Below are 24988 nucleotides of genomic sequence, written 5' to 3' on the forward strand. Positions count from 1 at the left end.
CAGGAGACAGACCGTGGCGCGTGAACCCAAGCTCACCACCGGCGAGAAGGCGAAGGTCGCCTGGTACGTCGCCCGAATGGCCAAGCGCGGCCTCGCCGACGACCGCCTGACCGGCGGCCGCGTCCACCAGCGCGACCTGGAACGCAAGGTCGAGCGGGTCATCGAGCAGGCCCGCGCGCGCGAAGAGCGCGACGCGAAGAAGAACGGCCGCAAGTAGCTGTGCCCCGGGGCGGCCGTCAAGCCGGCAAGCATCCCGTCCGCCCCGGGCCCCTGACCACCCTTCGAGCAGCAGGAGACACCCAGCATGACCGACACCTCTGCGGGCCCGCACCTGCAGCCCGTACCCCCGATAGACGACGATGCGCCGGCCGTGGCGCCGCCGGTCGACAACCCCGCGCTGCCGGACCCAAAGGTGCGGATCGAGAAGCGCAAGCCGGTCCTCGCATCCTGGCTGACAAACCGGCGCGACTTCGCCGCGACCGCCCGCCACAGCTTCGCGAACGCCGGGTACGCGACGCTGTATCACGGGGTGCGGCTGCCGGTGTATGCCGGACGCCTCGCCCTCATGTCCCCGCGGGGAGCCTGCCGCTTCGTCGCCACCACGAACCGGTGGGTGTGGGACCGCGAGGCCGCACCCCTGCGGTCGTACGCGGTCCAGACGGAGGACATCGACGAGTACATGCGCCTCGCCCGGCTCCGCGCCGGTCGTGTCCGCCTGCGGGGCCTGGTCACGCTCGTGGCGGCCGTGTTCGGGGTTGGCTTCGCCCTCTACCTCTACGTCCTCGCCCCCGGGTTCCTGTACGCGTTCGCCGCTGGCGGCGTCCTCCTCCTCGGTCTCGGAGGACAGCAGCCGGACGCCCCAGTGGTCGGACCGGCGGTTCTGAAGACGGAGGTGCAGAAGCTCACCGGCTCCATCGTGCTCCGCGGACTCGATTCGATCGGGAACGCGAAGGTCACGGCCGCTATCAAGAAGGGCGGTGACATGAACGGCCTCAGGTTCGTCTCCGAGATCGTGCGGGACGGGCCCGGCTACCGCGCTGACCTTGACCTTCCCTACGGCGTCACGCCCGAGGACATCATGGAGGCCCGCAAGCCCCTCGCCTCCGGGCTCCGCCGCAAGACCGGCTGCGTGTGGCCCTCGCCCGATCCGGAGCAGCACGAGGGACGGCTCGTGCTGTGGGTTGGGGACAAGCCCATGAACGAGACCAGCAAGCCCGCGTGGCCGCTGGCGAAGTCGGGGACGGTGGACCTGTTCCGGCCGGTGGTGTTCGGCAACGACCAGCGCATGCGCGACGTCGCCGTCACGCTCATGTTCGCCTCCGTGGTCGTCGGCTCCATCCCCCGCATGGGCAAGACGTTCCTCATGCGGCTGTTCCTGCTCATCGCCGCACTCGACCCGCGCTGCGAGGTGCACGCGTTCGACTTCAAGGGCACCGGCGACTTCGGCGCCCTCGAACCCGTCTGCCACCGCTACCGCGCCGGCGAGGAGGACGACGACATCGAGTACGTCCTCGAAGCGCTGCGGGAGTTGAAGGAGGAACTGCGCCGGCGGGCGAAGGTCATCAAGTCCCTGCCCCGCTCCCGGTGCCCGGAGTCGAAGGTCACCCCCGAACTCGCCGGTGATAAGAGCCTCGGGCTGCATCCGATCGTGGTCGGGTTCGACGAGTGCCAGGTGCCGTTCGAGCACGAGGAGCACGGCAAGGAGATCGAGGCCATCTGCACCGACCTGGTCAAGCGCGGCCCCGCGCTCGGGATCGTGGCCATGTTCGGCACCCAGCGCCCCGACGCGAAGTCCCTGCCCACCGGCATCAGCGCAAACGCAGTCCTCAGGTTCTGCCTCAAGGTCATGGGCCAGCCCGCCAACGACATGGTGCTGGGCACGTCGATGTACAAGTCCGGCTACCGCGCCACCATGTTCTCCCGGTCCGATCGGGGCATCTGCTGGATGGCCGGCGAGGGCGACGACCCGCGCATCGTCGCGTCCGCGTTCGTCGACGCGGTCGCCGCGGAACGCATCGTCGCCCGGGCCCGCGTCGCGCGGGAGGCGTACGGGAACGTCACCGGCCACGCCATCGGCCAAGGCCCGGAGAAGACCGGCACCGGCTCGGACATCCTCGCCGACGTCCTCAACGTCATCGCATCCGACGAGAAGGCCGTGTGGTGCGAGCGCATCGCCACCCGGCTCGCCGCCGCGCAGCCCGACACCTACGGCGGCTGGCAGGGCGAGAACGTCACCGCCGCACTCAAGCCCTGGGGCATCAAGCCGGGCCAGGTGTGGGGCCAGACCGACGAAGGCGAAGGGGCGAACCGGCGCGGCATCAAGCGCGCCGACGTCACCGCCGCCATCACTCGCCGTAACGCCGACCGGGCCGCCGCCTGACCCGAGCAGCACCGCTAGACCTAGCACCCCAGCCTGCTAGGTCTAGCGGCCCCACTAGCGACCCACACCGCCGCTGATCAGCGAACTAGCGTCTAGCGGCCCACCAGCGCAAACCCCCGAAACCCGCCCTGAGAGGGGAGGTGACACCCCTATGGCCCTCGCTAGCCTCGCCATCCTGCTCACGCTCGCTGGTTACGCAGCGTTGTGCGCGCTCAGCCCGTTCGGGCCCTGCCGCACATGCCGTGGGACCGGCATACGCACTGTCCGCCGACGGACCGTCAAGGTCTGCCGCCGCTGCCGAGGCGCCCGCTACCGACTCCGCGTCGGCCGCCGCCTGCTCAACACCGGACGCCACATCCACCGCGCCGGCACCCGACCAGCCACCACGGAACGGAGGTTCACGGCATGGCCGTAACCGTCTCGCTCGTCCTGCTCTTCGGGCTCGTGCTGTTCTTCCTGCTCCGCTCCCACAGCCTCGGAGCAGGCAGCGCGTTCACCGCCGCCGGGTTCGGCTTCTTCCTCGCCTCCACCGGCGCCGCCGAGCCCATCAACAACCTGATCACCGCCGTCATCAGCGCCATCCCGGCCCTGTGACCGGGCCCGGCCGGTTCGAGATCCGGATCATCTGCCACCCGGCAGACGCCGACCGCATCACCGCCGCGCTCGCCGGTGCTTTCACCACCGGTCCTATCCGGCAGTACCCGACCCGCGACCGCAGCCGAATCCGGTTCTACGTCACCGCAACCGAGCGCGCCTCAGCGCCGGTCCTGCGGCTCGTGCCCCCGGACCACTAGAACCCGCACGACCGAGGGCGGCCCCCGTCTCGCCAAAGCCTGGGGCCGCCCTCGTTCCACCCGTCCGTCAACAGACCTGTGGAGGTCTCCCAGCATGACGCAACCCTCTATCAGCCGGCGAGTACGTGGCCGACGGCCCCGAATGCTGGACCCGTTCTCGTGTGCTGCCGGTGCGGCCGTGGGCTACGCCCTCGCCATCCCGCCCGCCTACACCGACCACGGCGGCACCGCGTTGCTCGCCACGGCCACGCTGGGGGTGGCGGCATGAGCGAGACGCTGTACCCCCTCCACACCGCACTGAGCCTCGCGGCCTCGGGCGTGCCCGTGTTGCCTCTGCGCCGGGGGAAGGTGCCGTTCGCCAACTGCAGCTCCTGCGCGGGCAACGCGTGCGGCGGCCGGCCGAGCATGAAAACCCCGGGCCCCTGCCGCTGTCCCGGCGTCTGCCACGCCTGGGCCGCCGGCACCACCGACCCGGCCGTCATCGTCTCGCCCCTGTGGGTGGCTGCGTGGCGGCGGGCGGTGTGCGTCGGCTACCACCCCGGCGGCGCCGGGCTGACCGTGGTCGACCTGGACGACGCGGACGCCATCGCATGGGCGCGCACCGCTCTACCCGCAACGCGGACCGTGCCGACGACGCGCGGTCAGCACTGGATCTACCGAGGCGCCATCGCGTCACGCAACGCGGTGCGGCCCGGGGTCGACATCAAGTCGTCCATGTCCTACGCCCGCTATCTGGGGCCCGGCACGGGCGCGACGGCCGATCTGCCGGACGCCGTGCGCGCGCTGGCCGCTCGGAGTACCCCCGCGGTTCAGCCGACGCACATCGGCACCGTGCCCGTGCCGGTCGGTGGTGGGGAGTGCCGGCACCGCACGCCCGTCTTCCTTGAGCGCGGTATCGCCATGGCGGAGCAGCGCATCACGGAGGCCCGGACCCAGGTGCACGCCACCGTGTACCGGACGTTCCTCGCCGTGCTGTCAGTGCACGGCCGGTGCGGATGCCTGACCGAATCCCACGTCGGGCGGCTGTTCACGGCCGCGCAGGCCAAGGGCGAGAGCTTGCGGCACTGCACCGACGCGTGGGCCAACGCCCGTTCCGCATTGGGGATGTGAGCCATGTCCGACGACGACAAGAGCCCCGCGCGCGAGATCATCACCGACTACGCGCAGGCCAACTTCCGGTACTTCCGCACCGCGGACGGCACCGTCTACGCGCAGCGGAACGGCCACCCCGTCGCGCGGCCGATCCGGTCCCAGGGCACGACGGGCAGCCACCGCCAGGAACTCATGGTCGACCTGTTCCGCGACGGCATCGGCGTGTTCAACGGCACCGCCCTCAAAGAAGCCCTGGACCTCATTGAGGCGTTGGCGCTGACCGAGGAGACCCAGCCCGTGCACATCCGGGTCGCGCCCGGCTTCGACGGCGCCACGTGGCTCGACCTCGGCCGCGCAGACGGCCAGTCGGTGCGCATCCACCCCACCGGGTGGGCGATCGCTGTCCCGGATCCGCGTGAGGTGTGCTGGCGGCGAACCCAGCTCACCGGGGAACTGCCGCTGCCGGTGAAGGACACCGACGGGAAGGGCATCGACCTGCTTTTGCGGTTGACCAACTTCGCCACGGCGGAGACCGAGTGCCTGGCCCTCGCCTGGCTCATCGGCAGTCTCGGACCGTCCGTCCCCGTCCCGGCCCCGTTCCTCACCGGCCCGCAAGGCGCTGGGAAGTCGACGGCCGGGCGGATGCTCATGCGGATCGTCGAAGGTATGAGCAGCGACCTGCGGCGGGCGCCGAAGGACGAGGAGAACCTGATCGCGGCCGTGGCGGCGGGGTGGGTCACCGCCCTGGACAACCTCTCCCACATGACCCCGGACCTCTCCGATGCGATGTGCTGCATCGTGACCGGCGCCGAGAGCGTCAAGCGTGCCCTGTTCACCGATGGGGACGTCGTCCGGGCCCGCTACCGGCGCCCGCTGCTGCTGACCGGCATCGACGTGGGCGTGATCCGGCCCGACCTCGCCGAACGGCTGCTGCCCCTGCGGCTGGAGCGGCCGCGGGTACGGCGGACCGAGGCCGAGCTATGGGCAGAGTACGAGCAGGTTCTGCCCGTCATCCTCGGCTCGCTGCTGGACCTTGCGGTGAAGGTGCGGGCCGCCGAGGCAGACATCCCGACCGACCTGCGGATGGCCGACTTCGCGCACCTGTGCGCGCAGCTCGACGCGGCGACCGGCTTCGGCTCGCTGGCCGCCTACCGGGCCAGCCTGGACGAGCTCAACGACGACGTCATCGAGGGCGACCTCCTCGCCCAGACCGTGCTCAAGCATGCGGCCAGCATGACGCCAGGGGAGGAGACGCGGATGACGTCCTCGGAGTGGCTGTACGCGCTCACCGGCCTCTACAGCGGCGAGGAGTGCCGCCCGCTGCCGAGAGGCTGGCCCACCACGGGCAAAGTCCTCTCCGACCGGCTCAAGCGCCTTCAGCCCACCCTCGCCGCCCGGGGCGTGGTCGTCGACTGGGGCCGCACCGGTGCCGCCCGCTACATCGAGATGACCCGCCCGGCCGCACACCAGCAGGACGCGCTGAACTGACCTGCCGCACCGTGCGCGGCGCGGACAAGCAAGAAGAGCACCGGGCGCCGGCGGAGACGTGCTCCTTTTGCAGTTCGGCGGCTCGCCGCCGCCCGAAGGTCGCGCCGCGCAGCGGCTCCGCCTTTCAGCCCTGAGCCGCACACGCACAACAACAGACAGCCCACTCTCTTGTCCTAGGAGGAGAGACCCTGCGTCACCTGCGTCACCAGTGAGCCGCAAACGGCTCGTGACCAGCCACAACAGCAGTGACGCAGACGGCAGCCGCTGCGTCATCCTGCGTCACCTGCGTCATGGGCGACGCAAGCCCTGCGTCACCCATGACGCACGTCACGACCCGCTGCGTCACGAGAGTTCGCAGGCCAGACGCGTGGCGTGACGCGGATGACGCGATGACGCAGAAATCCGCACCTCGGACAGGCGCGGGCTCCCGAGCAGTCCCCCACTCCGTTCGCAGGCCACCCCTGAGGAGTCACCGCATGAACTCCCCCCTGCCCACAAGTCACCAGGCCCTGACCGTGCCCGAGGTCATGAGCGCGCTTCGGATGAGCCGTTTCAAGGTCTACGACCTGATCCGGTCCAAGCGGCTCCCCAGCTTCACCGAAGGGCGACTGCGCCGCGTCCCCGCAGACGCGGTGGCCACGTACATGAAGAACCGTCTTGAGGAGGCCGCCTGATGGCACGCAAGCGAAACCCGAACGGCGCCGGCAGTGTCTGGCAGCGCAAGGACGGGCGGTACGAAGGACGGGTGTACGTCCCGCAGCCGGACGGAACCCGCAGGCCCAAGACCGTCTACGGCGCGACCTGGGACGAGTGCGACGCCAAGCGCCAGGAGCTGGTGCTGCGGGACCGCCAGGGCGTCCCCACCCCGACGCGCTCGGCCAAGCTTTCCGAGTGGTTGCCCTACTGGCTGGAGGAGTTCGTCAGGGGCGACCGCAAGAAGACCACGTACGCCAAGTACGAGACACACGTCCGGCGCTACCTGATCCCCCAGATCGGCTCCAAGCGGCTGGAGAACCTCGGAGCTGCCGACGTACGCCGCATGCTCGCGGCCGTCACCGTTCAGGCATCTGCGGCAACGGCCAAGGAGTCCCACCGAGTGCTCCGCAGCGCGCTGACGGCCGCGTGCCGAGAGGAACTGATCAGCAGGAACGTGGTCAAACTCGTCCCTGCGCCGCGAGTGCAGCCGAGGGAACTCAAACCGTGGAGCCTGGAGCAGACGACCACCTTCCTGGAGGCCGCGAGGAAGGATCCGCTGTACACAGCCTTCGTTCTCGCCGTGACGCTCGGGTTGCGCCGCGGCGAGATTCTGGGGTTGCGCTGGTCGGACATCGACCTGGAGCACCGCACACTCACGGTGCGGAACCAGCTCCAGCGCGTGCAGAAGGAGCTGTACGAGGACACGACTAAGAACCGCAGGACACGGGCGATCCCCATCCCGCTGATGTGCGTGGCTCCTCTGCGCTGGCAGCGGCTGGGACAGGCCGGACAGCGAGTCGCCGCCGGTGAGAGCTGGCACGGTGGCGACTACGTGTTCACGACTCGCACGGGACGGCCGGTGGAGCCGAGGAACCTCAGCCGGTCGTTCGAGCGCGTATCGGACGACGCGGGGCTCCCCCGCATCCGGCTGCACGACGCCCGGCACGGCTGCGCCACCCTGCTGTTCGCCGCCGGGGTGCCGGCGCGCGTGGTGATGGAGATCCTGGGGCACTCGCAGATCGCCGTCACCATGAACATCTACACCCATGTGTCGGACGACAACCGGCGCGAGGCGATGGGACACATGGACCGGCTCTTGCGACGTCGCCGCCGGTCAGACTGAGGGACTGCCGTCAATTCCTACCGTCAACGCCCCCGCGGCGGCTCGCTGCGGGGGCGTTCTGGCTGGTGGGCGCGGACGGTTTCGAACCGCCGACATCTGCTTTGTAAGAGCAGCGCTCTACCCCTGAGCTACGCACCCGAGAATGAGGCAACAGCCTACATGGACCCGGGGTGGGTGCCGCAAACCAGATCACATGGGACTCCCATGGTGACAGGGGTGAGCCGGGGTCAGCGGGGCCCCGGGGGCGTCCGGCGCAAGCCGTCGGCTGGGGGTGCGGCGGGGCAGCGGTGCGACGGGGTGGCGGAGAGCACGATCGGGTGCCGACCCAGGCCGGTGCGGCGAGACCGCGCCCGGTGCGGTACCGGGCGCCCGGTACGGAGGGAGCGAGTTGTGGGGAGGGAGCAGGCGCCCCCGCACGGCCGGGCCGCGGTGCGCATGGGATCGAGGCGCAGGTCGCGCGGCGCGGCACCGTCGGAGGCCCGTGAGCCGAACCGGCCGAGGCGCCGGGCCGGTCGCGCGGTCGAGACGCCGGACATCGGCGCCCGCCTCCGCCCCTCGGATCCGCGGGCCGCACGGTTCGAGGGGGCATGGCGCAGGCTTGTCACGCGAAGTGTGAACTCACAGGCTCGTGTGTTCGTCCTTACCCAGTGGGAGAATGAACCGGCAGGGCGGACACGGCACGGGAGAGGGATGTGACGGCGACACACGCACGGCCGCGCGCAGGGGCGAGCGCGAGAGCGGGTTTCGTGCGTGGGGTGGTTGCACTGGTGCTGATGCCGTTGCCGTTGGTGGTCGCCGCACTTCCGGCCGCGTTCGCCGGAGGCGGGACACGGCGATGGTTCGGTGGCCGCGGTGACAGCCGGCGGGCCGAGGCCCAGGCCGCGAAGGACGCCGCCGCAGCGGCGTTCTACGAACTGGACACCGCCCAGCGCGACCTGCGGATCTCCATCGAGACGATCACTGCCGTGGACGGCTCCCCGGGTGCCCGGCGCGCGGTCGAGGAGTTCACCGCGCTGGGACACCGGATCGACGAGGTCAGCCACGCGTACATCACCGCCGTCGACACGCACGACCTCGACCGGGACGACCTGGACCCGTCGGTGGCGGTGCGTGCGCGTACGGAGCTGACCGGGGCCAAGGACGAGCTGGTCCGGGTCAGGGGCGAGCTGGAGCGGTTCGCGCAGGGTCTCGGGCCGCTGCTGGAGAAGGCGGAGACCCAGCTGGCCCGGCTCGCCCCCTCGGTCGAGCGGGCCCGGCAGGCGCTGCTCACCGCGAGCAACGCCCTCGACGACGTGCGCGCCTCGGGTATGCGCGCGGACGACCTGGCCGCCGGGCTCGCCGCCCTCGCCCCCGAGCTGACCAGGCTCAACGAGGGCGCCGGCCGGCACGGAGTGCCCGAGACCCTGCAGCGCGCCGACCGGGTGGTGCGGGAGGCCGAGGCGATCCGGGCCGAGGCCGGGCGCCTTCCGGAACGCGCGGCAGAGATCGACAAGCGCCTGGTGTCGCTGCGTACCCGAGCCCAGGCCCTCACCACACGCACGGAGGGGGTCGAGCCCGTCCTCAGTGAGCTGCGCCGCCGGTTCGCCGTCGCCTGCTGGCAGGATCTGCAGCCCGTTCCCGCCCAGGCCGGTGAGGACGTACGCCGCGCCGAGGAGAAGCTCAAGGAAGCCACCAAGGCACGCGACGAACAGCGCTGGCCCGATGCCACGGCCCTGCTCACCACGGTCCGGGCCCTGCTGAACAGCGTCGACGAGGCCGTCTCGGCCGCCGGTGACCGGCTGCGGCGGCTCGACGCCGTCGCCAAGGACCCGGAGCAGGAGATCCAGCGCACCCGGTTCGCCATCCGCGACGCCCAGCGCCTCGCCATGGCGGGCCGCAACACCCCCGATCCGCGCCACGCCCGCCCCCTTGACGACTGCGTCGCCCGGCTCGATCGCGCGGTCGCCGGTCTCGAGGGACGCCACCCCGACTACTGGCACTTCCTGACCGAGTTGGAAGCGGTCCGGCAGACCGTGGCCCGCGTCGTGGGCCTGATCCGCAGCGAGCGCGGCCCGGCGGCGTGACCGCCCCGCAGCGGTCGTGCCGTACGGACCGTGGCGTCGAGCCCTTCCCTCGCCCTGCGCCCGACCGGGCGCAGGGCGCCCACCAGCCGAAACGCCCACCCGCCGGGTAGCCGCCCACACCGCGACCGACCGCGCCCGCGGTCTGGCACCGGTCTGTCCCTGTCCGGCACCGCCCGCGCCCCCACGGACCCCGGCCCCTCCACGGCCCGCCCCCTGGCCTGTCTCCGGTCCTCCACCGCCCACCGCACGCGGGCACTCGGGCCACGGGCTCCATCGGTGACGGTCTGCGCCTGCGCCGGCACGCCACCCATCCCTCCGCGGGGGCGCGGGGCCCCGGCCCACGCCGCCTCACCCGTTCCGTGTCCCGTTCGTGCGGGATCCCGTTTGTCCGGGTGCCGCGGCGGGCGGATCCTGTAGGGAGGTACGCACGGCCAAAAGGAGGCCGCAATGGCATCCACCAACACGTCGCAGGCCACGCGGCACCCCGGCGGCGGGCGCGTCGCCCTGAACGAGCATCTGCCCGTGGACCACAAGCTCAACCAGGTCTACCGCTACGGCGCGGGGCTCATGGGTCTGATCCTGCTGGCCTTCGGGATCCTCGGACTGACGCACAACCTGGGCTTCTTCGACACGGGCAACGACACCGTCGCGGGTCTGAACACCAACGGCGCGCTGAGCGTGCTGTCCATCTGTGTCGGGCTGCTGCTGTTCGTCGGCATGGTCATCGGCGGGAACTTCGCCTCCACGCTGAACATGGTGCTCGGCATCCTCTTCATCTTCAGCGGCTTCGTGAACCTGGGGCTGCTGGACACCGACGCCAACTTCCTCAACTTCCGCATCCAGAACGTGCTCTTCAGCTTCGTCGTGGGGATCATGCTGATGTGGTTCGGCATGTACGGACGGGTGAGCAGCACGCTCCCCCACGACAACCCCTACTGGAAAGCCCGCCACCCGGAGGAGGCGGCGAGGGAGGAGCAGGCACGGGCGGAACGGATGGAGAAGGGTCGGATGCAGGCGGGGCGGATGCTGCCGCGCGAGGGTTCGGAGTCCGGTCGCCAGGAACGACCGCCCGGCTAATCTGTCCCCATGCCCCGTTACGAGTACCGCTGCCGTACCTGCGACGACACCTTCGAGCTGAGCCGGCCCATGGCCGAGTCCTCCGCTCCCGCACCCTGCCCCGCAGGGCACGAGGACACCGTGAAGCTGCTCTCGGCGGTCGCCGTGGGCGGGACGAGCACGGGGCCGGCGCCTGCGCCGACCGGGGGTGGCGGTGGTGGTGGTTGCTGCGGGGGCGGCTGCTGCGGCTGAACGACTGACGGCGGACAGCCGACGACCGATGACCGATGGCTGTCGGTTGTCGGCCTGACAGTCGACGACTGACATCTGACGGCTGACAGCTGACAGCTGACAGAAAGTGTCAGCGGGCATCTGCTGGGCAGAGTGCCGGGCCCCGACACGGCATTCGTCCGTACGCCCGCCACCCGCCCGCACAGCGTCCCGCTTCGACGCCTGCACGTCCGCTCGCCCGTTTTCCGACCGGCCCGCCTGCCAGCCGGCCCGCCCGCCTACGGCGCGGCCGGCGCCCCCACCCCGCCCGGTGCCGGCAGTGTCGCGGGAGCATCCGTCGCGGGCGCATCCGTCGGGGGCTCGGCGGGCCCGGGTCCGGTACCGGCGTGCGCGCCGGTATCCGTTCCCGTCCTCCCCTCCACTCCGCGCGCCGCTTCCGTGACCGTCGCCCTGAACCGGCGCAGGATCTCCTCCCCCGCCTCGACCCCCCTCTCCGCGAGGGCGGTCACATGCCGGGGCGCCCAGTCAGTGTCGGCGAGTTCACCGTGACCGGGGCGCCAGGCGTGGTCGGCGGCCAGCAGCAGATCGGCGTCAAGGAGGGAGTCGCCCGCCGCGAGCACGCGCTCGGCTCCCGTGCGCCGCACCAGTTCACGGACGGCCGCGCTCTTGGTGAGTGGCTTCGGCACGGCGTAGACCTTGCGCCCCTGCAGGGAGACCGTCCAGCCCTTCGTCTCCGCCCAGGCGGAGAGTTCCGTGGTCCAGTCGTCCGGGAGGAGCGAGCGCTCCACGACGAGATAGGCGAAGAGGTCCTCGGCGACCCGCTCCTTGAGCAGCCATGCCGGGTCCGCGGCGTCGAGCAGATGGGTGCGGACCTCGGCGAGGGAGGCGCACTCGTCCGCGAGTCTGGCGGCCACCGCGCGCCGCCAGTCGCGGTCGGACTCGCCGTCGACCAGCAGATGGCCGCCGTTGGCGCAGATCGCGTACCGGGAGACGGGGCCGGGGAGCCGGATCCTGGCGTACTGCTCGCGGGTGCGGGTCGTCGTCGGTACGAAGACGGCGTCGGCGGCGAGTTCGCCGAGCAGCGCGGCGGCGGCCTCCGTCATGTACGACAGCGGCTTGCTCTCGTACACCTCGACGCACAGCAGCCGTGGCGCCAGGGCGTCGGGCACGGTGAGTTGCAGTGCGGCCGCGGAGTAGATGAGCGTCCGGTCGAGGTCGCTGGTGATCAGGGAGGTCACGGCGCCGCCACCGCCTTGCCGTCCGCGCCGGTCGCTCCGCGGGTGAAACGGGGGTGGATCAGGCCGACGCAGCTGTAGGGCAGGTCGTCGACCTCCTCGACGGGTACGCCGCGCTGCTCGGCCAGTAGGCGTACGTGGTCCAGGTCGGTGCCCGCGCCGCGCTTGGCGAGGATCCTCCAGGGGACGCGGCGCAGCAGCACCCGGGTGGTCTCGCCGACGCCCGGCTTGACGAGGTTGACGTCGTGGATGCCGTAGTCCTCGCTGATCCGCTCCACCGCGGCCCAGCCGGCCCAGGTGGGCGCGCGGTCCGCGGCGAGCAGTTCCTTCACGTCGGCGTCGACGGCTCCGGCCACCTCGTCGAAGCACGCCTCGACGGTGTCGAGGAAGTGTCCGGACACGTCGGCGGCGGCGAGTTCGCGGTAGTACTTCGCGCCGTGGAAGTCGTGCGGCCCGACCAGGTCGGCGCGCAGGACGGTGCGCGAGACCAGCCCGGACACCGTGGAGTTGAGGCAGGCGGAGGGGATGAGGAAGTCCTCGCGGGTGCCGTACGTCCGGACGCAGCCGCCGGGGTCGGCGAGCACCGCGATCTCCGGGACGAAGCCGTCGAACCCGCTGAGCGCGGCGGTGAGTTCGCGGGTGATGGCGCCCTTGCCCGTCCAGCCGTCGACGAACACCACGTCGGCCGGGTCGTGGTGGGCGGCGAGCCAGCGCAGCGCGTTGGCGTCGATGCCGCGGCCGCGGACGATGGAGACGGCGTAGTGGGGCAGGTCGAGGCCGTGGCGGTGACGGGCCCAGCGGCGCATCAGCACGCCGACGGGTGTGCCGGCGCGTGCCAGTGAGACCAGGACGGGGCGGCGCTCGTGGGGAGGGGTGCCGGGACGGTGGCGCTGCGGGTGCTCGGCGAGGACGGTGTCGGTGACGGCTCCCACGGCGCGGGCGATCCGGGCGGCGGAGGTGTCCAGGGCGGCGTGGAAGAGTGCCTGGTACGCGTCGCTGGGCTGGTACTCGACGGGCAGCGATTCGGCGTAGTGCGCGCCACCGCTCTGTATCGCCTCCTCGCGCTCCTCGGTGGGCGCCTCGAGTTCGGCGTCCGAGAGGTCCTGCAGCAGCCAGCCGACCTCGTCGGGCGGGTAGGAGGAGAACTCGGGTCCGCGGAGCGGCTCGGGCAGCATGGGTTCCTTTCCGGAAGCGGGTACGCGGCCGTCGGGTACGTAGCTGGGGACGACGGCGAGCACGACGTGCGGTATGTGCGCGGCGAGCTGTGCGAGCAGTCCGTCCGGGGCGTGCAGGGCGGCCGTGTCGGCGGCCGAGTCCACGACGGCGACGACGGCGTCGAAGCCCGCGCCGGCGACGTTGTAGGCGTACCGTTCGCCCGGTCCGTCGGCCGGTTCGTCGTGGGCGGGGAAGACCAGCCGGGTGCGTATGGCGTAGCCGGGGTCGTCGACGGCGAGTACGGGGGACCGCGTGGTCGTGGAGTAGCGCACCTCGCGCGCGCCGCCGCACCGCTCCAGTTCGAGCGCCAGCCGCAGCGGCGCGTACATCAGCTCCTCGGAGCCGAGCACGAGGACCCGCGGGGGGTTGTCCGTTTCCGGCGGCGTGGCGGCGGCCGTACGCCTCCCTTCGCGGCCGGGCTCCACCGCCGGGTGGCCGTCGGCCAGGGCTTCCGCGACGCGGTGCGCCATGGCGGGCAGGGCCGCCTCCAGTTCGGCGCGGTGCGCGGGTGTGAAGCCGTGCCGGCCGCCGTCGGGGACGCCCGCGGGCCAGCCGAGGTCCAGGCGCACGATGCGCGGGGCCCGTGAGGTGTGCGGGGCGAGTGAGGCGGCGCATGCGGCGTCCCACCCGGCGGGCACCGGGCCGCCCCCGGACACCGGGCCGCTTCCGGACACCGGGCCGCCGCCGGGTACGGGAGCCGTGCCTCCGGTCTCGTGGGCCGCGACCAGGGCCCGGCCCTTCTCCAGGACGCCCTCCGGGAGGCTGATCGTGCCGCCGGCGTGCGCCACCAGGTCGATACGTGCGCCGATCTCCTGTGCGAAGGCGTCCAGCCGGCCCAGGTCCTCGGCCGAGCGCATGTCGACGAGGGCGACGACGACGTACCGGGCGCGCGGATGGCGGGCGTGGAGGTCGCCGATGGTGTTGAGGACGGTGTTGCCGGTGGAGAACTCGTCGTCCACGAGGACCAGCGGCCCTCCATTGGCCAGCAGCTTCGGGTCCTCGGGCAGCAGCAGGTGCGAGGTGGCGTGGGAGTGGGACTCCTCGAAGCCGCCGGCCCGGCCGACACCGTCGACGGGGCGCCGGGTGGAGTGGAGGTACGGCGCGAGGGCCAGGCCGTCGGCGACCGCGTGGCCGAGGCCGGTCGCCGTCTCCGCGTAGCCCAGTACGACGGCCCGCGCGGCCTCGTCACGGCCGAGGAGGTCACGGACGCGCAGGCCGAGCTCGTACCCGTGGCCGTACACGACGGACGGCTTCTGCGGCACGTGCTTGCCGAGCACGTGCGACACCAGCAGGTGCGCGCGCTTGGGGTTGCGCCGCAGAGCCAGGCCGAGCAGCTCCTTCAGCCCGTCGTCGCCGACGAGCTCCACGCCCAGTCGCTGGGAGACCCAGCTGCCCGACCACACCACTTCTTCGTCTTCCTCCCTCATCAGCCTGCCAGACCCGCGGTCAGCAGCTCCACGAAGCCGACGTCCTCCCGTGCGACGCCGAAGGCCTCGGCGCGCCGGAGAGTGCGTTCCGCCCAGGCGCGGTGCGGCTTCACCTCGTTCATCTTGTTCGTGTAGGCCGAGCGCATCACTCCGCCGCCTCCCCGCTCCGGGCGAAGGATGTCCTGCGCGTCACTGAACTCCTCGTGACTGACCACTGACAGAGCGTGGACGGGCAGCACGTGCGAGGGGTGGATGCAGGTCTTGCCGAGGAGGCCGTTGGCGCGGTCCAGCTCGATCTCGCGGAGCAGCCCGTCGAGGTCGTGCTCGATCAGTGCCGTGCGCAGCTTCTCGGCCCGTACCTCCAGGAAGGGGCTGCGGCGCAGCTGCGGCTTGAAGATGCGCTCCTGGAGGCGGAAGTACTCCCAGACCGGGCCGGTGATGGTGAAACCGGTGCCGTCGGCGCGCCCCAGGACGTTGACGACGTCCGCGATGACGCCGGCGACGATCTGGACGTCGTAGGCGGTCATGTCGGGCGAGCGGCGCAGCCCGTAGGCGGAGCAGAAGTCGGTGACACCCAGGCGCAGGGCGAGGATCCGGTCGCGGTGGCGGCCGACGGAGCGGGCGATGCCGGTCAGGGTCTCGTACCGGGTCTCCAGGTGGAGGAGTTCGGGCGATTCGAGCACCGGCATCACGTAGAGCATGCGGCCGGTCACGGATTCGGCGGCGGAGACAGCCTCCATGAAGGGTCCGCCCCGGTCCTCGGTGAACTTGGGAAGTACGAAACCGGACAACAGCCGGCTCGCCGGGCCGAGCCGCCGGACGAGGTCCTCGATCTGGCCGGGTTCGCGCACCCGGACGAACAGCAGCGGGATCTCGGCCCCGCGCGCGTCGAGGTCGGCGAACTGGCGGACGAGGTTCTCCTCGGCGGCGCAGACTTCGGCGTCGTCGATGGAATCCTCCAGGCAGAGCACCATGGAGACCACTCCGCGCGCGGCCTGCTTGAGCACGTCGTCCGCGAGGCGGCGCCGGGTCGCGGGGCTGTAGAGCGTGGCGCCGAGCGCCACGGAGAGCATGTCCGCGGGAGAGTCGGCGTCGAACTCGGCCGGCTCCTGATGGAACAGTTCCTTCCGGGCAATGGCCGGGATATGACCGAAATGCCGCATATAAGTCCCCCGTACTGCCTGGGCGGCACTGTGGTGTGGGTGGCCGGTAATAGTACGTAGGGACAGGTGTCGCGAGTTCCCCGGCCATATGAACTCCAGGTAACTCGTGCGCTTCGGTCCCCGACTCAGCCTGCCCTCCGCCCCCGCATGACATGCCCGACCGGTCCACCCCCGCGTTGTCCGCACGGGGCGCGGGAGGGCAGGATGACGGGCATGACGCACGCGATGCCGAAGGGCTCCAACGTTCCGCTCGGAGCGACCTCGATCCGGGCCGTGCTGCGCTGGACTCCCGGCGCCGGAGTCCCGGACGTGGACGCCTCGGCGCTCCTGCTGGGCTCCGACGGCCGTGTGCGCGCGGACGAGGACTTCGTCTTCTACAACCAGCCCCGGCACCCCTCCGGGTTCGTGCGGCTGCTCCCCAAGAAGCGCACCGCCGAGGGACTCACCGACACGGTCCAGGCGGACGTCGGCTCCCTCGACGCCTCCGTGGACCAGGTGGTGCTCGCGGCGTCGTCCGACGGGGGCACCTTCTCCGGGGTCCCCGACCTGCGGATCGTGCTGTACGACGCCGCAGTGCCGGACGGCGAGCCGCTGGCCGTGTTCGACGTGCGGGCGGAGACGGGCGAGGAGACCGCGGTCATCTGCGGCGAGCTGTACCGGCGCGGCGACGGCTGGAAGTTCCGCGCGGTGGGGCAGGGCTATCCCACCGGGCTGATCGGTCTGGCCACGGCCTTCGGCATCTCGGTGGACGACAGCGAGCCATCCGCCACGGCGTCCGCACCCGATCCCGCGACGCAGGCACAGACACCGGCCCCGGCACAGGCACAGGCACACACGCAGGCACAGCAGGCCCAGGCGCAGGCTCAGACGCAGGCACAGACGCAGGCACAGGCGCCGTCGCAGCCCGAGCCCCCGTCGCCGGATCGGACCCCTCCGCAGCCCGGTCCGCACGCCGAGCCGTCGTACGGGTACCCCCAGCCGGCGTCCGGGGCGGCACAGCCCGCGTACGGCTACCCGCAGCCCGCGGCCGCGGCCGGTCCCGCGCCCGACCCGGACTTCCGGCTGCCGCCGATGGGACCGCAGTTCCTCTCGTAGCCGCCGGGCGCAGGCGGCCGGCGCCCCGCGGAGGGCGGGGAGACCGGCCGGCCGGGGCTCAGGTCTTGGTCTTGTAGCCGCGGCCCCACTGCAGACCCCAGCCGTAGAGCCGGTCCAGCTCGGCCTGGAAGCCGTACACGAACTTCACCTCGCGGCGCACGATCAGCTCGCCCTTGACGTTCTCGACCATGAACACGGCACAGGAACGGGCCTGCGGGGCGCGCTCGTCCAGTTCGATCTCCACCCGCGGCCCGTTGCTGGGGTACAGCGTCACCTTCGCGTGCGTGCGGTCGAACGCGGGCGTCCGGTCGTAGATGTAGACGAAGAACAGCAGTCGCCTGATGGCGTCCCGGTGGTCCAGGTTGACGAACAGCGTCTCGCCCGACGGTGCGCCGAAGCGGTCGTCCCCGCTGAGGCGGACGTACGGCGTCTCGTTGAGGCTGCCGAGGAAGCCGCCCAGCGGCTGCACCACGCCCTTGCTGCCGTCGGCCATCTCGTAGAGGCAGCCGAGGTCCAGGTCCACGTTGACGACGCCCTGGGTGTGCGCCTGGACCACCTCGGGGCGGAAGAGTTTCGACGGATTGCGCAGCAGCCGCCCGCTCTGGCGTGACCGGCCCTCGATGTCGGAGGTCCGCATCCGCCAGGAGAGATTGACCCGGAGGTTGCCCGTGGCGGCGCCCTGCTTGGAGAGGGAGACCTGCGGGCGCCGCCTGGTCAGCTCAATGGAGTTGGTCGAGGCGCTGCCCGAGTCGAACTGCGCTGCCCTGCCGCGCCACAAACCGTCCCAGAAGGCCATGCCCCACCCCTGACTGCCGCCGGCTCCCTGCCGGAGCCGGTCCGGATACGCCGCGCGGCCCCGTGCCCGGCAGCGCGCGGGGCGGCCCGGAGGCCCTGTGCCTCCGGGCCGCCCCGCTGAGAGCGTTCCTCGAACCCCGCGGTGTCACACTTCGTTTGCCGCGAGTGCCACTTCCTTCTCCTCGTGCGCCCTCAGGCGCTGGTTGCGCCGCACGGAGGACCAGAAGGACCAGGCGATCAGGGCCACGCCGATGAGGCCGGTGACGACCTCGGGCACCTCGTACTGAATGGTGACGAGCAGGATCGCGGCCAGTGCGCCGATCGCGTAGTGGGCGCCGTGCTCCAGGTAGACGTAGTCGTCGAGGGTGCCCTGGCGGACCAGGTAGACCGTGAGGGACCGGACGTACATGGCGCCGATGCCCAGGCCGAGCGCGATGACCACGGGGTCGTTGCTGACCGCGAAGGCGCCGATGACGCCGTCGAAGGAGAAGGACGCGTCCAGCACCTCGAGGTACATGAACATGAAGAACGCGGCCTTGCCGACGAGCTTGACGGCCGGGACCGGCTTCCCGGTCCTCCTGGCCTCCTCCTCGGCCTCGTGCTCGCGCTCCTCCTCCTCTTCGAGCTTCTCCTCGAAGAAGCCGGACAGACCGCCCACGACCATGTACGTGACGACACCGGCGACACCGGCGAGCAGCACCGTGGACGACTTGTCGACGTACACGCCGCCGTACTGGTGGGCGTTGACGGCGAAGGTGGTCGCGGTGATCAGCAGGACGATCAGCGCGACGCAGGCCGCCAGCATGTCGATCTTGCCCAGCTTGGCCAGGGGCCGCTCCAGCCAGGCGAGCCACTTGATGTCCCGGTCCTCGAAGATGAAGTCGAGGAAGATCATGAGCAGGAACATGCCGCCGAACGCCGCGATGGCGGGGTGGGCGTCGGTGACCAGTTCCTCGTAGCGGGCGTGGTCGTTCAGGGCGAGGTCGATCGCCTCGATGGGGCCGAGTTGCGCCGTGATCGAGACGATCACGACGGGGAACACCAGCCGCATGCCGAAGACGGCGATCAGGATGCCGATGGTGAGGAAGATCTTCTGCCAGAACTCGCTCATCTTCTTCAGTACGCCGGCGTTGACCACGGCGTTGTCGAAGGAGAGCGAGACCTCCAGGATGGTCAGGATCGCGACGAGCCCGAAGGCCGTCCATCCCCCGTAGAACACCGCAGCGACCAGGCCGAGCGCAGTGACTGCGAACGACCAGCCGAAGGTTTTCAGTACCACTGGCTACCCAATCGTTGTGTACGGAGCTCCCCCGCAGAGAGCGGGACTCCCCCCGCGCCGCACGCGGCGTCGCGCTGCATTGTCCCCCGGGGGCCGGTCCCGGACCCCGGCGGGGTCCCAGGACCTCCGACCCCGGCTTTCCGCTCCGGCTCCGGCTTTCACTCCGGCTCCGGCTTCCGCTCTCCGGCTCTCGGCTCCAGCTTCCGCTCTCCGGCTCTCGGTTCCGGCTTCCGCGCCGGTTCCGGCTTCCGCGCCGACTCCGGCTTTCGGCTCCGACGGCGGCTCCGGCCTGGGCCGGGCCTACGCCGGAACAGTGCGTGAGCAGGGCTTCAGGAGACGTTGACCCCGAAGTCTAGAGCGATGCCGCGGAGCCCTGACGCGTACCCCTGGCCCACGGCCCGGAACTTCCATTCGCCTCCGTACCGGTACAGCTCGCCGAAGATCATCGCCGTCTCGGTGGAGGCGTCCTCGCTCAGGTCGTACCGGGCGAGCTCCTGTCCGTCGGCCTGGTTCACGACCCGGATGAAGGCGTTGCTGACCTGGCCGAACGTCTGGCCGCGGTTGTCCGCCTCATGGATCGAGACCGGGAAGATGATCTTGTCGCAGTGCGCCGGCACCTTGGTGAGGTCGACGATCAGGGACTCGTCGTCCCCGTCACCCTCACCCGTGAGGTTGTCCCCGGTGTGCGAGACCGAGCCCTCCGGGCTCGTCAGGTTGTTGTAGAAGACGAAGAACTCGTCCCCGAGCACCCGCCCCGCCTGGCAGAGCAGGGCGCTGGCGTCGAGGTCGAAGGGTGCTCCGGTGGTGGAGCGCGCGTCCCAGCCGAGCCCGACGAGGACCTGGGTGAGGTTGGGTGCGGCCTTGGAGAGGGAGACATTGCCTCCCTTGGCGAGCGTGACGCCCATGTCGGTGTCCTCCCCTGAACGTACGGAACTGCAGGCGCGTCCGGCGCCGCACGATGTGTGCGGCGCCGGACGCTTCGGGTGCTGTCGGCTCAGACGTTGACGCCGAAGTCCTGCGCGATGCCGCGCAGGCCCGAGGCGTAGCCCTGGCCGATGGCGCGGAACTTCCACTCCGCGCCGTTGCGGTACAGCTCGCCGAAGACCATGGCGGTCTCGGTGGAGGCGTCCTCGCTCAGGTCGTACCGGGCGAGCTCCTCGCCGTTGGCCTGGTTCACGACGCGGATGAACGCGTTGCGGACCTGACCGAAGGACTGCTGGCGGGTCTCGGCGTCGTAGATCGACACCGGGAAGACGATCTTCTCGACGTCGGCGGGGACCCCGGCCAGATTGACCTTGATCTGCTCGTCGTCGCCCTCGCCCTCGCCGGTGAGGTTGTCACCGGTGTGCTCCACCGAGCCGTCGGGGCTCTTCAGGTTGTTGAAGAACACGAAATTGCCGTCGGCCGTAACCCTGCCCTCGGCGTTCGTCAGCAGGGCGCTGGCGTCGAGGTCGAAGTCGGTGCCGGTGGTGGTGCGGACGTCCCAGCCCAGACCGACGGTGACCGCGGTCAGGTTGGGGGCGGCCTTGGTCAGCGAGACGTTGCCGCCCTTGCTGAGGCTGACTCCCACGAGTCCTCCCATGTGGTTTCAGGGGCAGCGCCCCCGTCGTGCGTTGGCATTCGGATCAACGACTGGATCCTAGTGACGGGTTCCCGGGCGGGACAGACGGTCGCGCCGAGGGGTCACAGGGTGTCGGTCCCGGTCACAGCGTGTCCAGTGCCTTGACGTAGTCGTTCAGGTCACGGGCGTCGGGGAGGCCGTTGACGACGGTCCAGCGGACCACGCCCTCCTTGTCGATGATGAAGGTGCCGCGCACCGCGCAGCCCTTGTCCTCGTCGAACACGCCGTACGCCCGCGAGGTCTCGCCGTGCGGCCAGAAGTCCGACAGCAGCGGGTACTCGAGGCGCTCCTGCTCGGCGAAGACGCGCAGGGTCGGGACGGAGTCGTTGGAGACGGCGAGCAGCTGGGTGTCGTCGTTGACGAACCTCGGGAGCTCGTCGCGGAGCGCGCAGAGCTCGCCCGTGCACACTCCGGTGAAGGCGAAGGGGTAGAAGAGCAGCACCACGTTCTTCTCACCGCGGAACCCGGCGAGGGTCACGGTCCGTCCGTGGTTGTCCCTCAGCTCGAAGTCCGGGGCCTGGGTGCCGACCTCGATCGCCATGACTGGTGCTTCCCTTCGTTGGCCGCTTCGGCGCCGGAGCGGCGCCTCGCGCGGGGGGCCGCCGCGGCTCCGGCGCCGCTGACGCCGCCCAGCCTACGCACCGGGCCCCGCGCACGGGCGCCCATGCACCGGGCCCCCGGCCGGCGGTCCGCCGGCCGGGGGCCCGGGTCAGCTGCGGATCAGCGCTTGGCCTTGGGCGTGGCCAGCCTGCTGCCGGTCCAGTCCTTGCCCGCGCTGATGCTCTTGGTCTGCGAGAGCCCCGCCGTCTGGGAGGCCTCGTTGATGTCACTGGGCTCGACGTAGCCGTCACGGCCGGTCTTCGGCGTCAGGAGCCAGACCAGTCCGCCGTCGTCGACGAGGCCGATGGCGTCCACGAGCGCGTCCGTGAGGTCGCCGTCCTCGTCGCGGAACCACAGCAGGACGACGTCCGCGACGTCGTCGTAGTCCTCGTCGACGATTTCCTGGCCGATTGCGGCTTCGATGCCCTCACGGAGCTCGTGCTCGACGTCGTCGTCGTAGCCGATCTCCTGGACCACCTGTCCGGGCTCGAACCCCAGCCTCGCCGCCGGGTTGGTCCGCTCCTCCGCGTGGTCCGCGGTCGCGCTCACGGCTTGCCTCCTGATCTTGTTTCGGAAAGTGCTTCAGCCGCGCGCGTACGCGAGGCATTGGCCGTAGTCCACACGGGCGGGGCGGATCGCGCAAGTACCCGGCCGCCGAGACCGCCGAAACGGTGACGTTTGCGGCCGTGTCGCCCCAACTCCGGGGCGGGCGTCCGTCCGCCCTGGTGAGTCGGACTCACCCCTTCGCACCCTTTGTACGCTTCCGTACCGCCGGTTCGCCAATCGGGACCGCTTGGTTACCGTTCGGTAGAGATGACGTTTTGCTCCCCGGGGGTACACGATGGGGAGCGCGTAACGACATACCAACCGACCAGCGAAGGAACAGCGTGGCTTCCGGATCAGATCGCAACCCGATCATCATTGGCGGCCTTCCGAGCCAGGTCCCGGACTTCGATCCGGAGGAGACCCGGGAGTGGCTCGACTCGCTCGACGCCGCCGTCGACGAGCGCGGCCGTGAGCGGGCCCGCTACCTCATGCTGCGACTGATCGAGCGGGCCCGCGAGAAGCGCGTGGCCGTGCCCGAGATGCGCAGCACGGACTACGTGAACACCATCGCGACCAAGGACGAGCCCTTCTTCCCGGGCAACGAGGAGATCGAGCGGAAGGTCCTGAACGCCACCCGCTGGAACGCCGCGGTGATGGTGTCCCGCGCCCAGCGCCCCGGGATCGGCGTCGGCGGCCACATCGCCACCTTCGCCTCCTCCGCGTCCCTCTACGACGTGGGCTTCAACCACTTCTTCCGCGGCAAGGACGAGGGCGACGGCGGCGACCAGATCTTCTTCCAGGGCCACGCCTCGCCCGGTGTCTACGCCCGCGCGTTCCTGCTGGACCGGCTGAACGAGACCCAGCTCGACGCCTTCCGCCAGGAGAAGTCGAAGTTCCCCGACGGCCTGTCGTCGTACCCGCACCCGCGGCTGATGCCGGACTTCTGGGAGTTCCCGACCGTCTCGATGGGCCTCGGCCCGATCGGGGCGATCTACCAGGCGCGGATGAACCGCTACATGGAGGCGCGCGGCATCGCCGACACCTCCCGCTCGCACGTGTGGGCCTTCCTCGGCGACGGCGAGATGGACGAGCCGGAGTCGCTCGGCCAGCTCTCGATCGCCGCCCGCGAGGGCCTGGACAACCTGACCTTCGTGGTGAACTGCAACCTGCAGCGGCTCGACGGCCCGGTGCGCGGCAACGGCAAGATCATCCAGGAGCTGGAGTCGATCTTCCGCGGCGCCGGCTGGAACGTGATCAAGCTGATCTGGGACCGCACCTGGGACCCGCTGCTCGCCCGGGACCGCGACGGTGTGCTGGTCAACAAGCTGAACACCACGCCCGACGGCCAGTTCCAGACGTACGCCACGGAGACCGGCGACTACATCCGCCGGCACTTCTTCGGCGACGACCAGCGGCTGCGCGCCATGGTCGAGAACATGACCGACCACCAGATCCTGATGCTGGGCCGCGGCGGCCACGACCACCGGAAGATCTTCGCGGCGTACTCCGCGGCCCGCGCCCACAAGGGCCAGCCGACGGTGATCCTCGCGCAGACGGTCAAGGGCTGGACGCTGGGACCGAACTTCGAGGGCCGCAACGCGACCCACCAGATGAAGAAGCTGACGGTCGACGACCTCAAGGGGTTCCGGGACCGGCTGCACCTCCCGATCAGCGACCGCGAGCTGGAGTCCGGCCTGCCGCCGTACTACCACCCGGGCCGGGACTCGGAGGAGATCCAGTACATGCACGACCGCCGCAAGGGCCTGGGCGGGTACGTGCCGACCCGCGTGGTGCGGTCGAAGCCGCTGGCCCTGCCGGACGACAAGACGTACGCGGCCGTGAAGAAGGGTTCCGGCCAGCAGTCGATCGCCACCACCATGGCGTTCGTCCGGCTGCTGAAGGACCTCATGCGGGACAAGGAGATCGGCAAGCGGTTCGTGCTGATCGCACCGGACGAGTACCGCACGTTCGGCATGGACTCGTTCTTCCCGAGCGCGAAGATCTACAACCCGCTCGGCCAGCAGTACGAGGCCGTGGACCGCGAGCTGCTCCTCGCGTACAAGGAGTCGCCGACCGGGCAGATGCTGCACGACGGCATCTCGGAGGCGGGCTGCACCGCCTCGCTGATCGCGGCCGGCTCGGCCTACGCCACCCACGGCGAGCCGCTGATCCCGGTCTACGTCTTCTACTCGATGTTCGGTTTCCAGCGGACCGGTGACCAGTTCTGGCAGATGGCTGACCAGCTCTCGCGCGGATTCGTCCTCGGTGCGACCGCCGGGCGCACGACCCTGACCGGTGAGGGTCTGCAGCACGCGGACGGCCACTCCCAGCTGCTGGCCTCCACCAACCCGGCCTGCATCGCCTACGACCCGGCGTTCGGCTTCGAGATCGCGCACATCGTCCAGGACGGCCTGCGTCGGATGTACGGGGGCGACGCCGAGCACCCGCACGGCGAGGACGTCTTCTACTACCTGACCGTCTACAACGAGCCGATCCAGCACCCGGCCGAGCCCGAGAACGTCGACGTGGACGGCATCCTCAAGGGCATCCACCGCTTCCGGGAAGGCGAGGCGGGCCGGATCCCGGCACAGATCATGGCGTCCGGCGTCGCCGTTCCCTGGGCTCTGGAGGCCCAGCGGATCCTCGCCGAGGAGTGGGACGTCAAGGCCGGCGTCTGGTCGGCGACCTCCTGGAACGAGCTGCGGCGCGAGGCCGTGGCGGCGGAGGAGTACAACCTGCTCCACCCCGAGGAGGAGCAGCGCGTCCCGTATGTGACGCGCAAGCTCGGCAGCGCCGAGGGACCGTTCGTGGCCGTGTCCGACTGGATGCGCAGCGTCCCGGACCAGATCGCCCGCTGGGTGCCCGGCCGCTACACCTCGCTGGGTGCCGACGGCTTCGGCTTCGCGGACACCCGGGGCGCGGCCCGCCGGTACTTCCACATCGACGCGCAGTCGATCGTGCTGGCGGTCCTCACCGAGCTCGCCCACGAGGGCAAGGTCGACCGCTCGGTGCTGAAGCAGGCCGTGGACCGCTACCAGCTGCTGGACGTGGCGGCGGCCGACCCGGGCCCCGCGGGCGGCGACGCCTAG

Annotated in this window: 21 protein-coding genes, 1 tRNA gene and 1 pseudogene; 13 read left to right on the forward strand and 10 right to left on the reverse strand. The window is 70.9% G+C overall.

Annotated elements, in window-relative coordinates:
- The first annotated feature begins 13 nt into the window (after positions 1-13).
- The 8 genes from DDW44_RS05880 (at position 14) to DDW44_RS05925 (ending at position 7573) form a co-directional block, all read left to right on the forward strand.
- The gene (locus tag DDW44_RS05880; RefSeq protein WP_108905757.1) at positions 14-217 is read left to right on the forward strand and encodes a DUF6257 family protein; all 204 of its coding nucleotides are present in this window, start codon (positions 14-16) and stop codon (positions 215-217) included.
- 87 nt (positions 218-304) lie between these two features.
- A complete protein-coding gene (locus DDW44_RS05885; protein WP_108905758.1) occupies positions 305-2380 on the forward strand; it encodes a cell division protein FtsK in 2076 nt (691 codons plus the stop codon).
- Positions 2381-2785: 405 nt separating this feature from the next.
- On the forward strand, positions 2786-2974 hold the full coding sequence (locus tag DDW44_RS05895; RefSeq protein WP_017945971.1) for a hypothetical protein: 189 nt from the start codon (positions 2786-2788) through the stop codon (positions 2972-2974).
- A 294-nt stretch (positions 2975-3268) separates the two neighbouring features.
- The gene (locus DDW44_RS32360) at positions 3269-3442 is read left to right on the forward strand and encodes a hypothetical protein (protein WP_208647940.1); all 174 of its coding nucleotides are present in this window, start codon (positions 3269-3271) and stop codon (positions 3440-3442) included.
- Complete coding sequence (locus DDW44_RS05910; RefSeq protein ID WP_108905761.1) at positions 3439-4284, forward strand: bifunctional DNA primase/polymerase; 846 nt, start codon at positions 3439-3441, stop codon at positions 4282-4284. The genes DDW44_RS32360 and DDW44_RS05910 overlap by 4 nt, the downstream gene beginning before the upstream one ends.
- Positions 4285-4287: 3 nt before the next feature.
- Positions 4288-5754, forward strand: a complete 1467-nt coding sequence (locus DDW44_RS05915) for an ATP-binding protein (RefSeq protein WP_108905762.1) — start codon at positions 4288-4290, stop codon at positions 5752-5754.
- A 476-nt stretch (positions 5755-6230) separates the two neighbouring features.
- Positions 6231-6428, forward strand: coding sequence for a helix-turn-helix domain-containing protein (locus DDW44_RS05920; protein ID WP_033271141.1), 198 nt, complete (start codon positions 6231-6233; stop codon positions 6426-6428).
- The gene (locus tag DDW44_RS05925) at positions 6428-7573 is read left to right on the forward strand and encodes a tyrosine-type recombinase/integrase (RefSeq protein WP_108905763.1); all 1146 of its coding nucleotides are present in this window, start codon (positions 6428-6430) and stop codon (positions 7571-7573) included. The genes DDW44_RS05920 and DDW44_RS05925 overlap by 1 nt, the downstream gene beginning before the upstream one ends.
- A 63-nt stretch (positions 7574-7636) precedes the next feature.
- Here DDW44_RS05925 and DDW44_RS05930 read toward each other — a convergent pair.
- A tRNA-Val gene (locus DDW44_RS05930) sits at positions 7637-7711 on the reverse strand.
- A gap of 554 nt (positions 7712-8265) precedes the next feature.
- Here DDW44_RS05930 and DDW44_RS05935 point away from each other — a divergent pair.
- The 3 genes from DDW44_RS05935 to DDW44_RS05945 all read left to right on the forward strand — a co-directional run bounded on the left by DDW44_RS05935 (position 8266) and on the right by DDW44_RS05945 (position 10944).
- Positions 8266-9636 carry a hypothetical protein gene (locus DDW44_RS05935; RefSeq protein WP_108905764.1) on the forward strand — a complete coding sequence of 457 codons (1371 nt, stop codon included), beginning with the start codon at positions 8266-8268 and terminating at the stop codon, positions 9634-9636.
- Between the two features lie 447 nt (positions 9637-10083).
- On the forward strand, positions 10084-10713 hold the full coding sequence (locus DDW44_RS05940; protein WP_108905765.1) for a DUF4383 domain-containing protein: 630 nt from the start codon (positions 10084-10086) through the stop codon (positions 10711-10713).
- A 9-nt stretch (positions 10714-10722) separates the two neighbouring features.
- Positions 10723-10944, forward strand: a complete 222-nt coding sequence (locus tag DDW44_RS05945) for an FmdB family zinc ribbon protein (protein ID WP_108905766.1) — start codon at positions 10723-10725, stop codon at positions 10942-10944.
- 425 nt (positions 10945-11369) lie between these two features.
- On the opposite strand, the pseudogene DDW44_RS05950 reads toward DDW44_RS05945, so the two are convergent.
- From DDW44_RS05950 to DDW44_RS05960, 3 genes and pseudogenes are all read right to left on the reverse strand, one after another.
- Positions 11370-12161, reverse strand: a pseudogene (locus tag DDW44_RS05950) (HAD family hydrolase); the annotation flags it as partial.
- Positions 12158-14800 carry a phosphoribosyltransferase gene (locus tag DDW44_RS05955; RefSeq protein ID WP_108905768.1) on the reverse strand — a complete coding sequence of 881 codons (2643 nt, stop codon included), beginning with the start codon at positions 14798-14800 and terminating at the stop codon, positions 12158-12160. The gene DDW44_RS05955 and the pseudogene DDW44_RS05950, both read right to left, overlap by 4 nt.
- Positions 14800-15963, reverse strand: a complete 1164-nt coding sequence (locus tag DDW44_RS05960; protein ID WP_108905769.1) for an HpcH/HpaI aldolase/citrate lyase family protein — start codon at positions 15961-15963, stop codon at positions 14800-14802. The genes DDW44_RS05955 and DDW44_RS05960 overlap by 1 nt, the downstream gene beginning before the upstream one ends.
- A 213-nt stretch (positions 15964-16176) precedes the next feature.
- Between DDW44_RS05960 and DDW44_RS05965 the strand changes: the two genes are divergently transcribed.
- The gene (locus tag DDW44_RS05965; RefSeq protein ID WP_108905770.1) at positions 16177-17058 is read left to right on the forward strand and encodes a TerD family protein; all 882 of its coding nucleotides are present in this window, start codon (positions 16177-16179) and stop codon (positions 17056-17058) included.
- Between the two features lie 58 nt (positions 17059-17116).
- Here the strand turns inward: DDW44_RS05965 and DDW44_RS05970 are convergent, their stop codons facing one another.
- The 6 genes from DDW44_RS05970 to DDW44_RS05995 form a co-directional block, all read right to left on the reverse strand.
- Positions 17117-17854, reverse strand: a complete 738-nt coding sequence (locus DDW44_RS05970) for a TerD family protein (protein WP_017945103.1) — start codon at positions 17852-17854, stop codon at positions 17117-17119.
- A 144-nt stretch (positions 17855-17998) separates the two neighbouring features.
- Positions 17999-19132, reverse strand: coding sequence for a DUF475 domain-containing protein (locus DDW44_RS05975; protein WP_108905771.1), 1134 nt, complete (start codon positions 19130-19132; stop codon positions 17999-18001).
- 329 nt (positions 19133-19461) lie between these two features.
- A complete protein-coding gene (locus DDW44_RS05980; protein ID WP_108905772.1) occupies positions 19462-20037 on the reverse strand; it encodes a TerD family protein in 576 nt (191 codons plus the stop codon).
- An 89-nt stretch (positions 20038-20126) separates the two neighbouring features.
- Positions 20127-20702 (reverse strand): TerD family protein, encoded by a 576-nt coding sequence (locus DDW44_RS05985; RefSeq protein ID WP_026164847.1) that lies wholly within the window; start codon positions 20700-20702, stop codon positions 20127-20129.
- A 133-nt stretch (positions 20703-20835) separates the two neighbouring features.
- Positions 20836-21294: a peroxiredoxin gene (locus tag DDW44_RS05990; protein WP_017945099.1), complete on the reverse strand. Its 459-nt coding sequence runs from the start codon at positions 21292-21294 to the stop codon at positions 20836-20838.
- A gap of 179 nt (positions 21295-21473) precedes the next feature.
- Positions 21474-21902: a DUF3052 domain-containing protein gene (locus DDW44_RS05995; RefSeq protein WP_017945098.1), complete on the reverse strand. Its 429-nt coding sequence runs from the start codon at positions 21900-21902 to the stop codon at positions 21474-21476.
- Positions 21903-22240: 338 nt separating this feature from the next.
- Here DDW44_RS05995 and aceE point away from each other — a divergent pair, with 338 nt between their 5' ends.
- Positions 22241-24988, forward strand: coding sequence for a pyruvate dehydrogenase (acetyl-transferring), homodimeric type (gene aceE, locus DDW44_RS06000; RefSeq protein ID WP_108905773.1), 2748 nt, complete (start codon positions 22241-22243; stop codon positions 24986-24988).

Origin of the sequence: Streptomyces tirandamycinicus, assembly GCF_003097515.1 — a bacterium.
Lineage (GTDB): Bacteria > Actinomycetota > Actinomycetes > Streptomycetales > Streptomycetaceae > Streptomyces > Streptomyces tirandamycinicus.

Coding starts and splice junctions, on each gene's coding strand:
- DDW44_RS05970 (WP_017945103.1), bottom strand. CDS start 17,854: ATGGCCTTCTGGGACGGTTTGTGGCGCGGCAGGGCAGCGCAGTTCGAC.
- DDW44_RS05925 (WP_108905763.1), top strand. CDS start 6,428: ATGGCACGCAAGCGAAACCCGAACGGCGCCGGCAGTGTCTGGCAGCGC.
- DDW44_RS05960 (WP_108905769.1), bottom strand. CDS start 15,963: ATGCGGCATTTCGGTCATATCCCGGCCATTGCCCGGAAGGAACTGTTC.
- DDW44_RS05990 (WP_017945099.1), bottom strand. CDS start 21,294: ATGGCGATCGAGGTCGGCACCCAGGCCCCGGACTTCGAGCTGAGGGAC.
- DDW44_RS05895 (WP_017945971.1), top strand. CDS start 2,786: ATGGCCGTAACCGTCTCGCTCGTCCTGCTCTTCGGGCTCGTGCTGTTC.
- DDW44_RS05980 (WP_108905772.1), bottom strand. CDS start 20,037: ATGGGCGTCACGCTCGCCAAGGGAGGCAATGTCTCCCTCTCCAAGGCC.
- DDW44_RS05965 (WP_108905770.1), top strand. CDS start 16,177: ATGACGCACGCGATGCCGAAGGGCTCCAACGTTCCGCTCGGAGCGACC.
- DDW44_RS05915 (WP_108905762.1), top strand. CDS start 4,288: ATGTCCGACGACGACAAGAGCCCCGCGCGCGAGATCATCACCGACTAC.
- DDW44_RS05945 (WP_108905766.1), top strand. CDS start 10,723: ATGCCCCGTTACGAGTACCGCTGCCGTACCTGCGACGACACCTTCGAG.
- DDW44_RS05910 (WP_108905761.1), top strand. CDS start 3,439: ATGAGCGAGACGCTGTACCCCCTCCACACCGCACTGAGCCTCGCGGCC.
- DDW44_RS05885 (WP_108905758.1), top strand. CDS start 305: ATGACCGACACCTCTGCGGGCCCGCACCTGCAGCCCGTACCCCCGATA.
- DDW44_RS32360 (WP_208647940.1), top strand. CDS start 3,269: ATGACGCAACCCTCTATCAGCCGGCGAGTACGTGGCCGACGGCCCCGA.
- DDW44_RS05920 (WP_033271141.1), top strand. CDS start 6,231: ATGAACTCCCCCCTGCCCACAAGTCACCAGGCCCTGACCGTGCCCGAG.
- DDW44_RS05955 (WP_108905768.1), bottom strand. CDS start 14,800: ATGAGGGAGGAAGACGAAGAAGTGGTGTGGTCGGGCAGCTGGGTCTCC.
- DDW44_RS05940 (WP_108905765.1), top strand. CDS start 10,084: ATGGCATCCACCAACACGTCGCAGGCCACGCGGCACCCCGGCGGCGGG.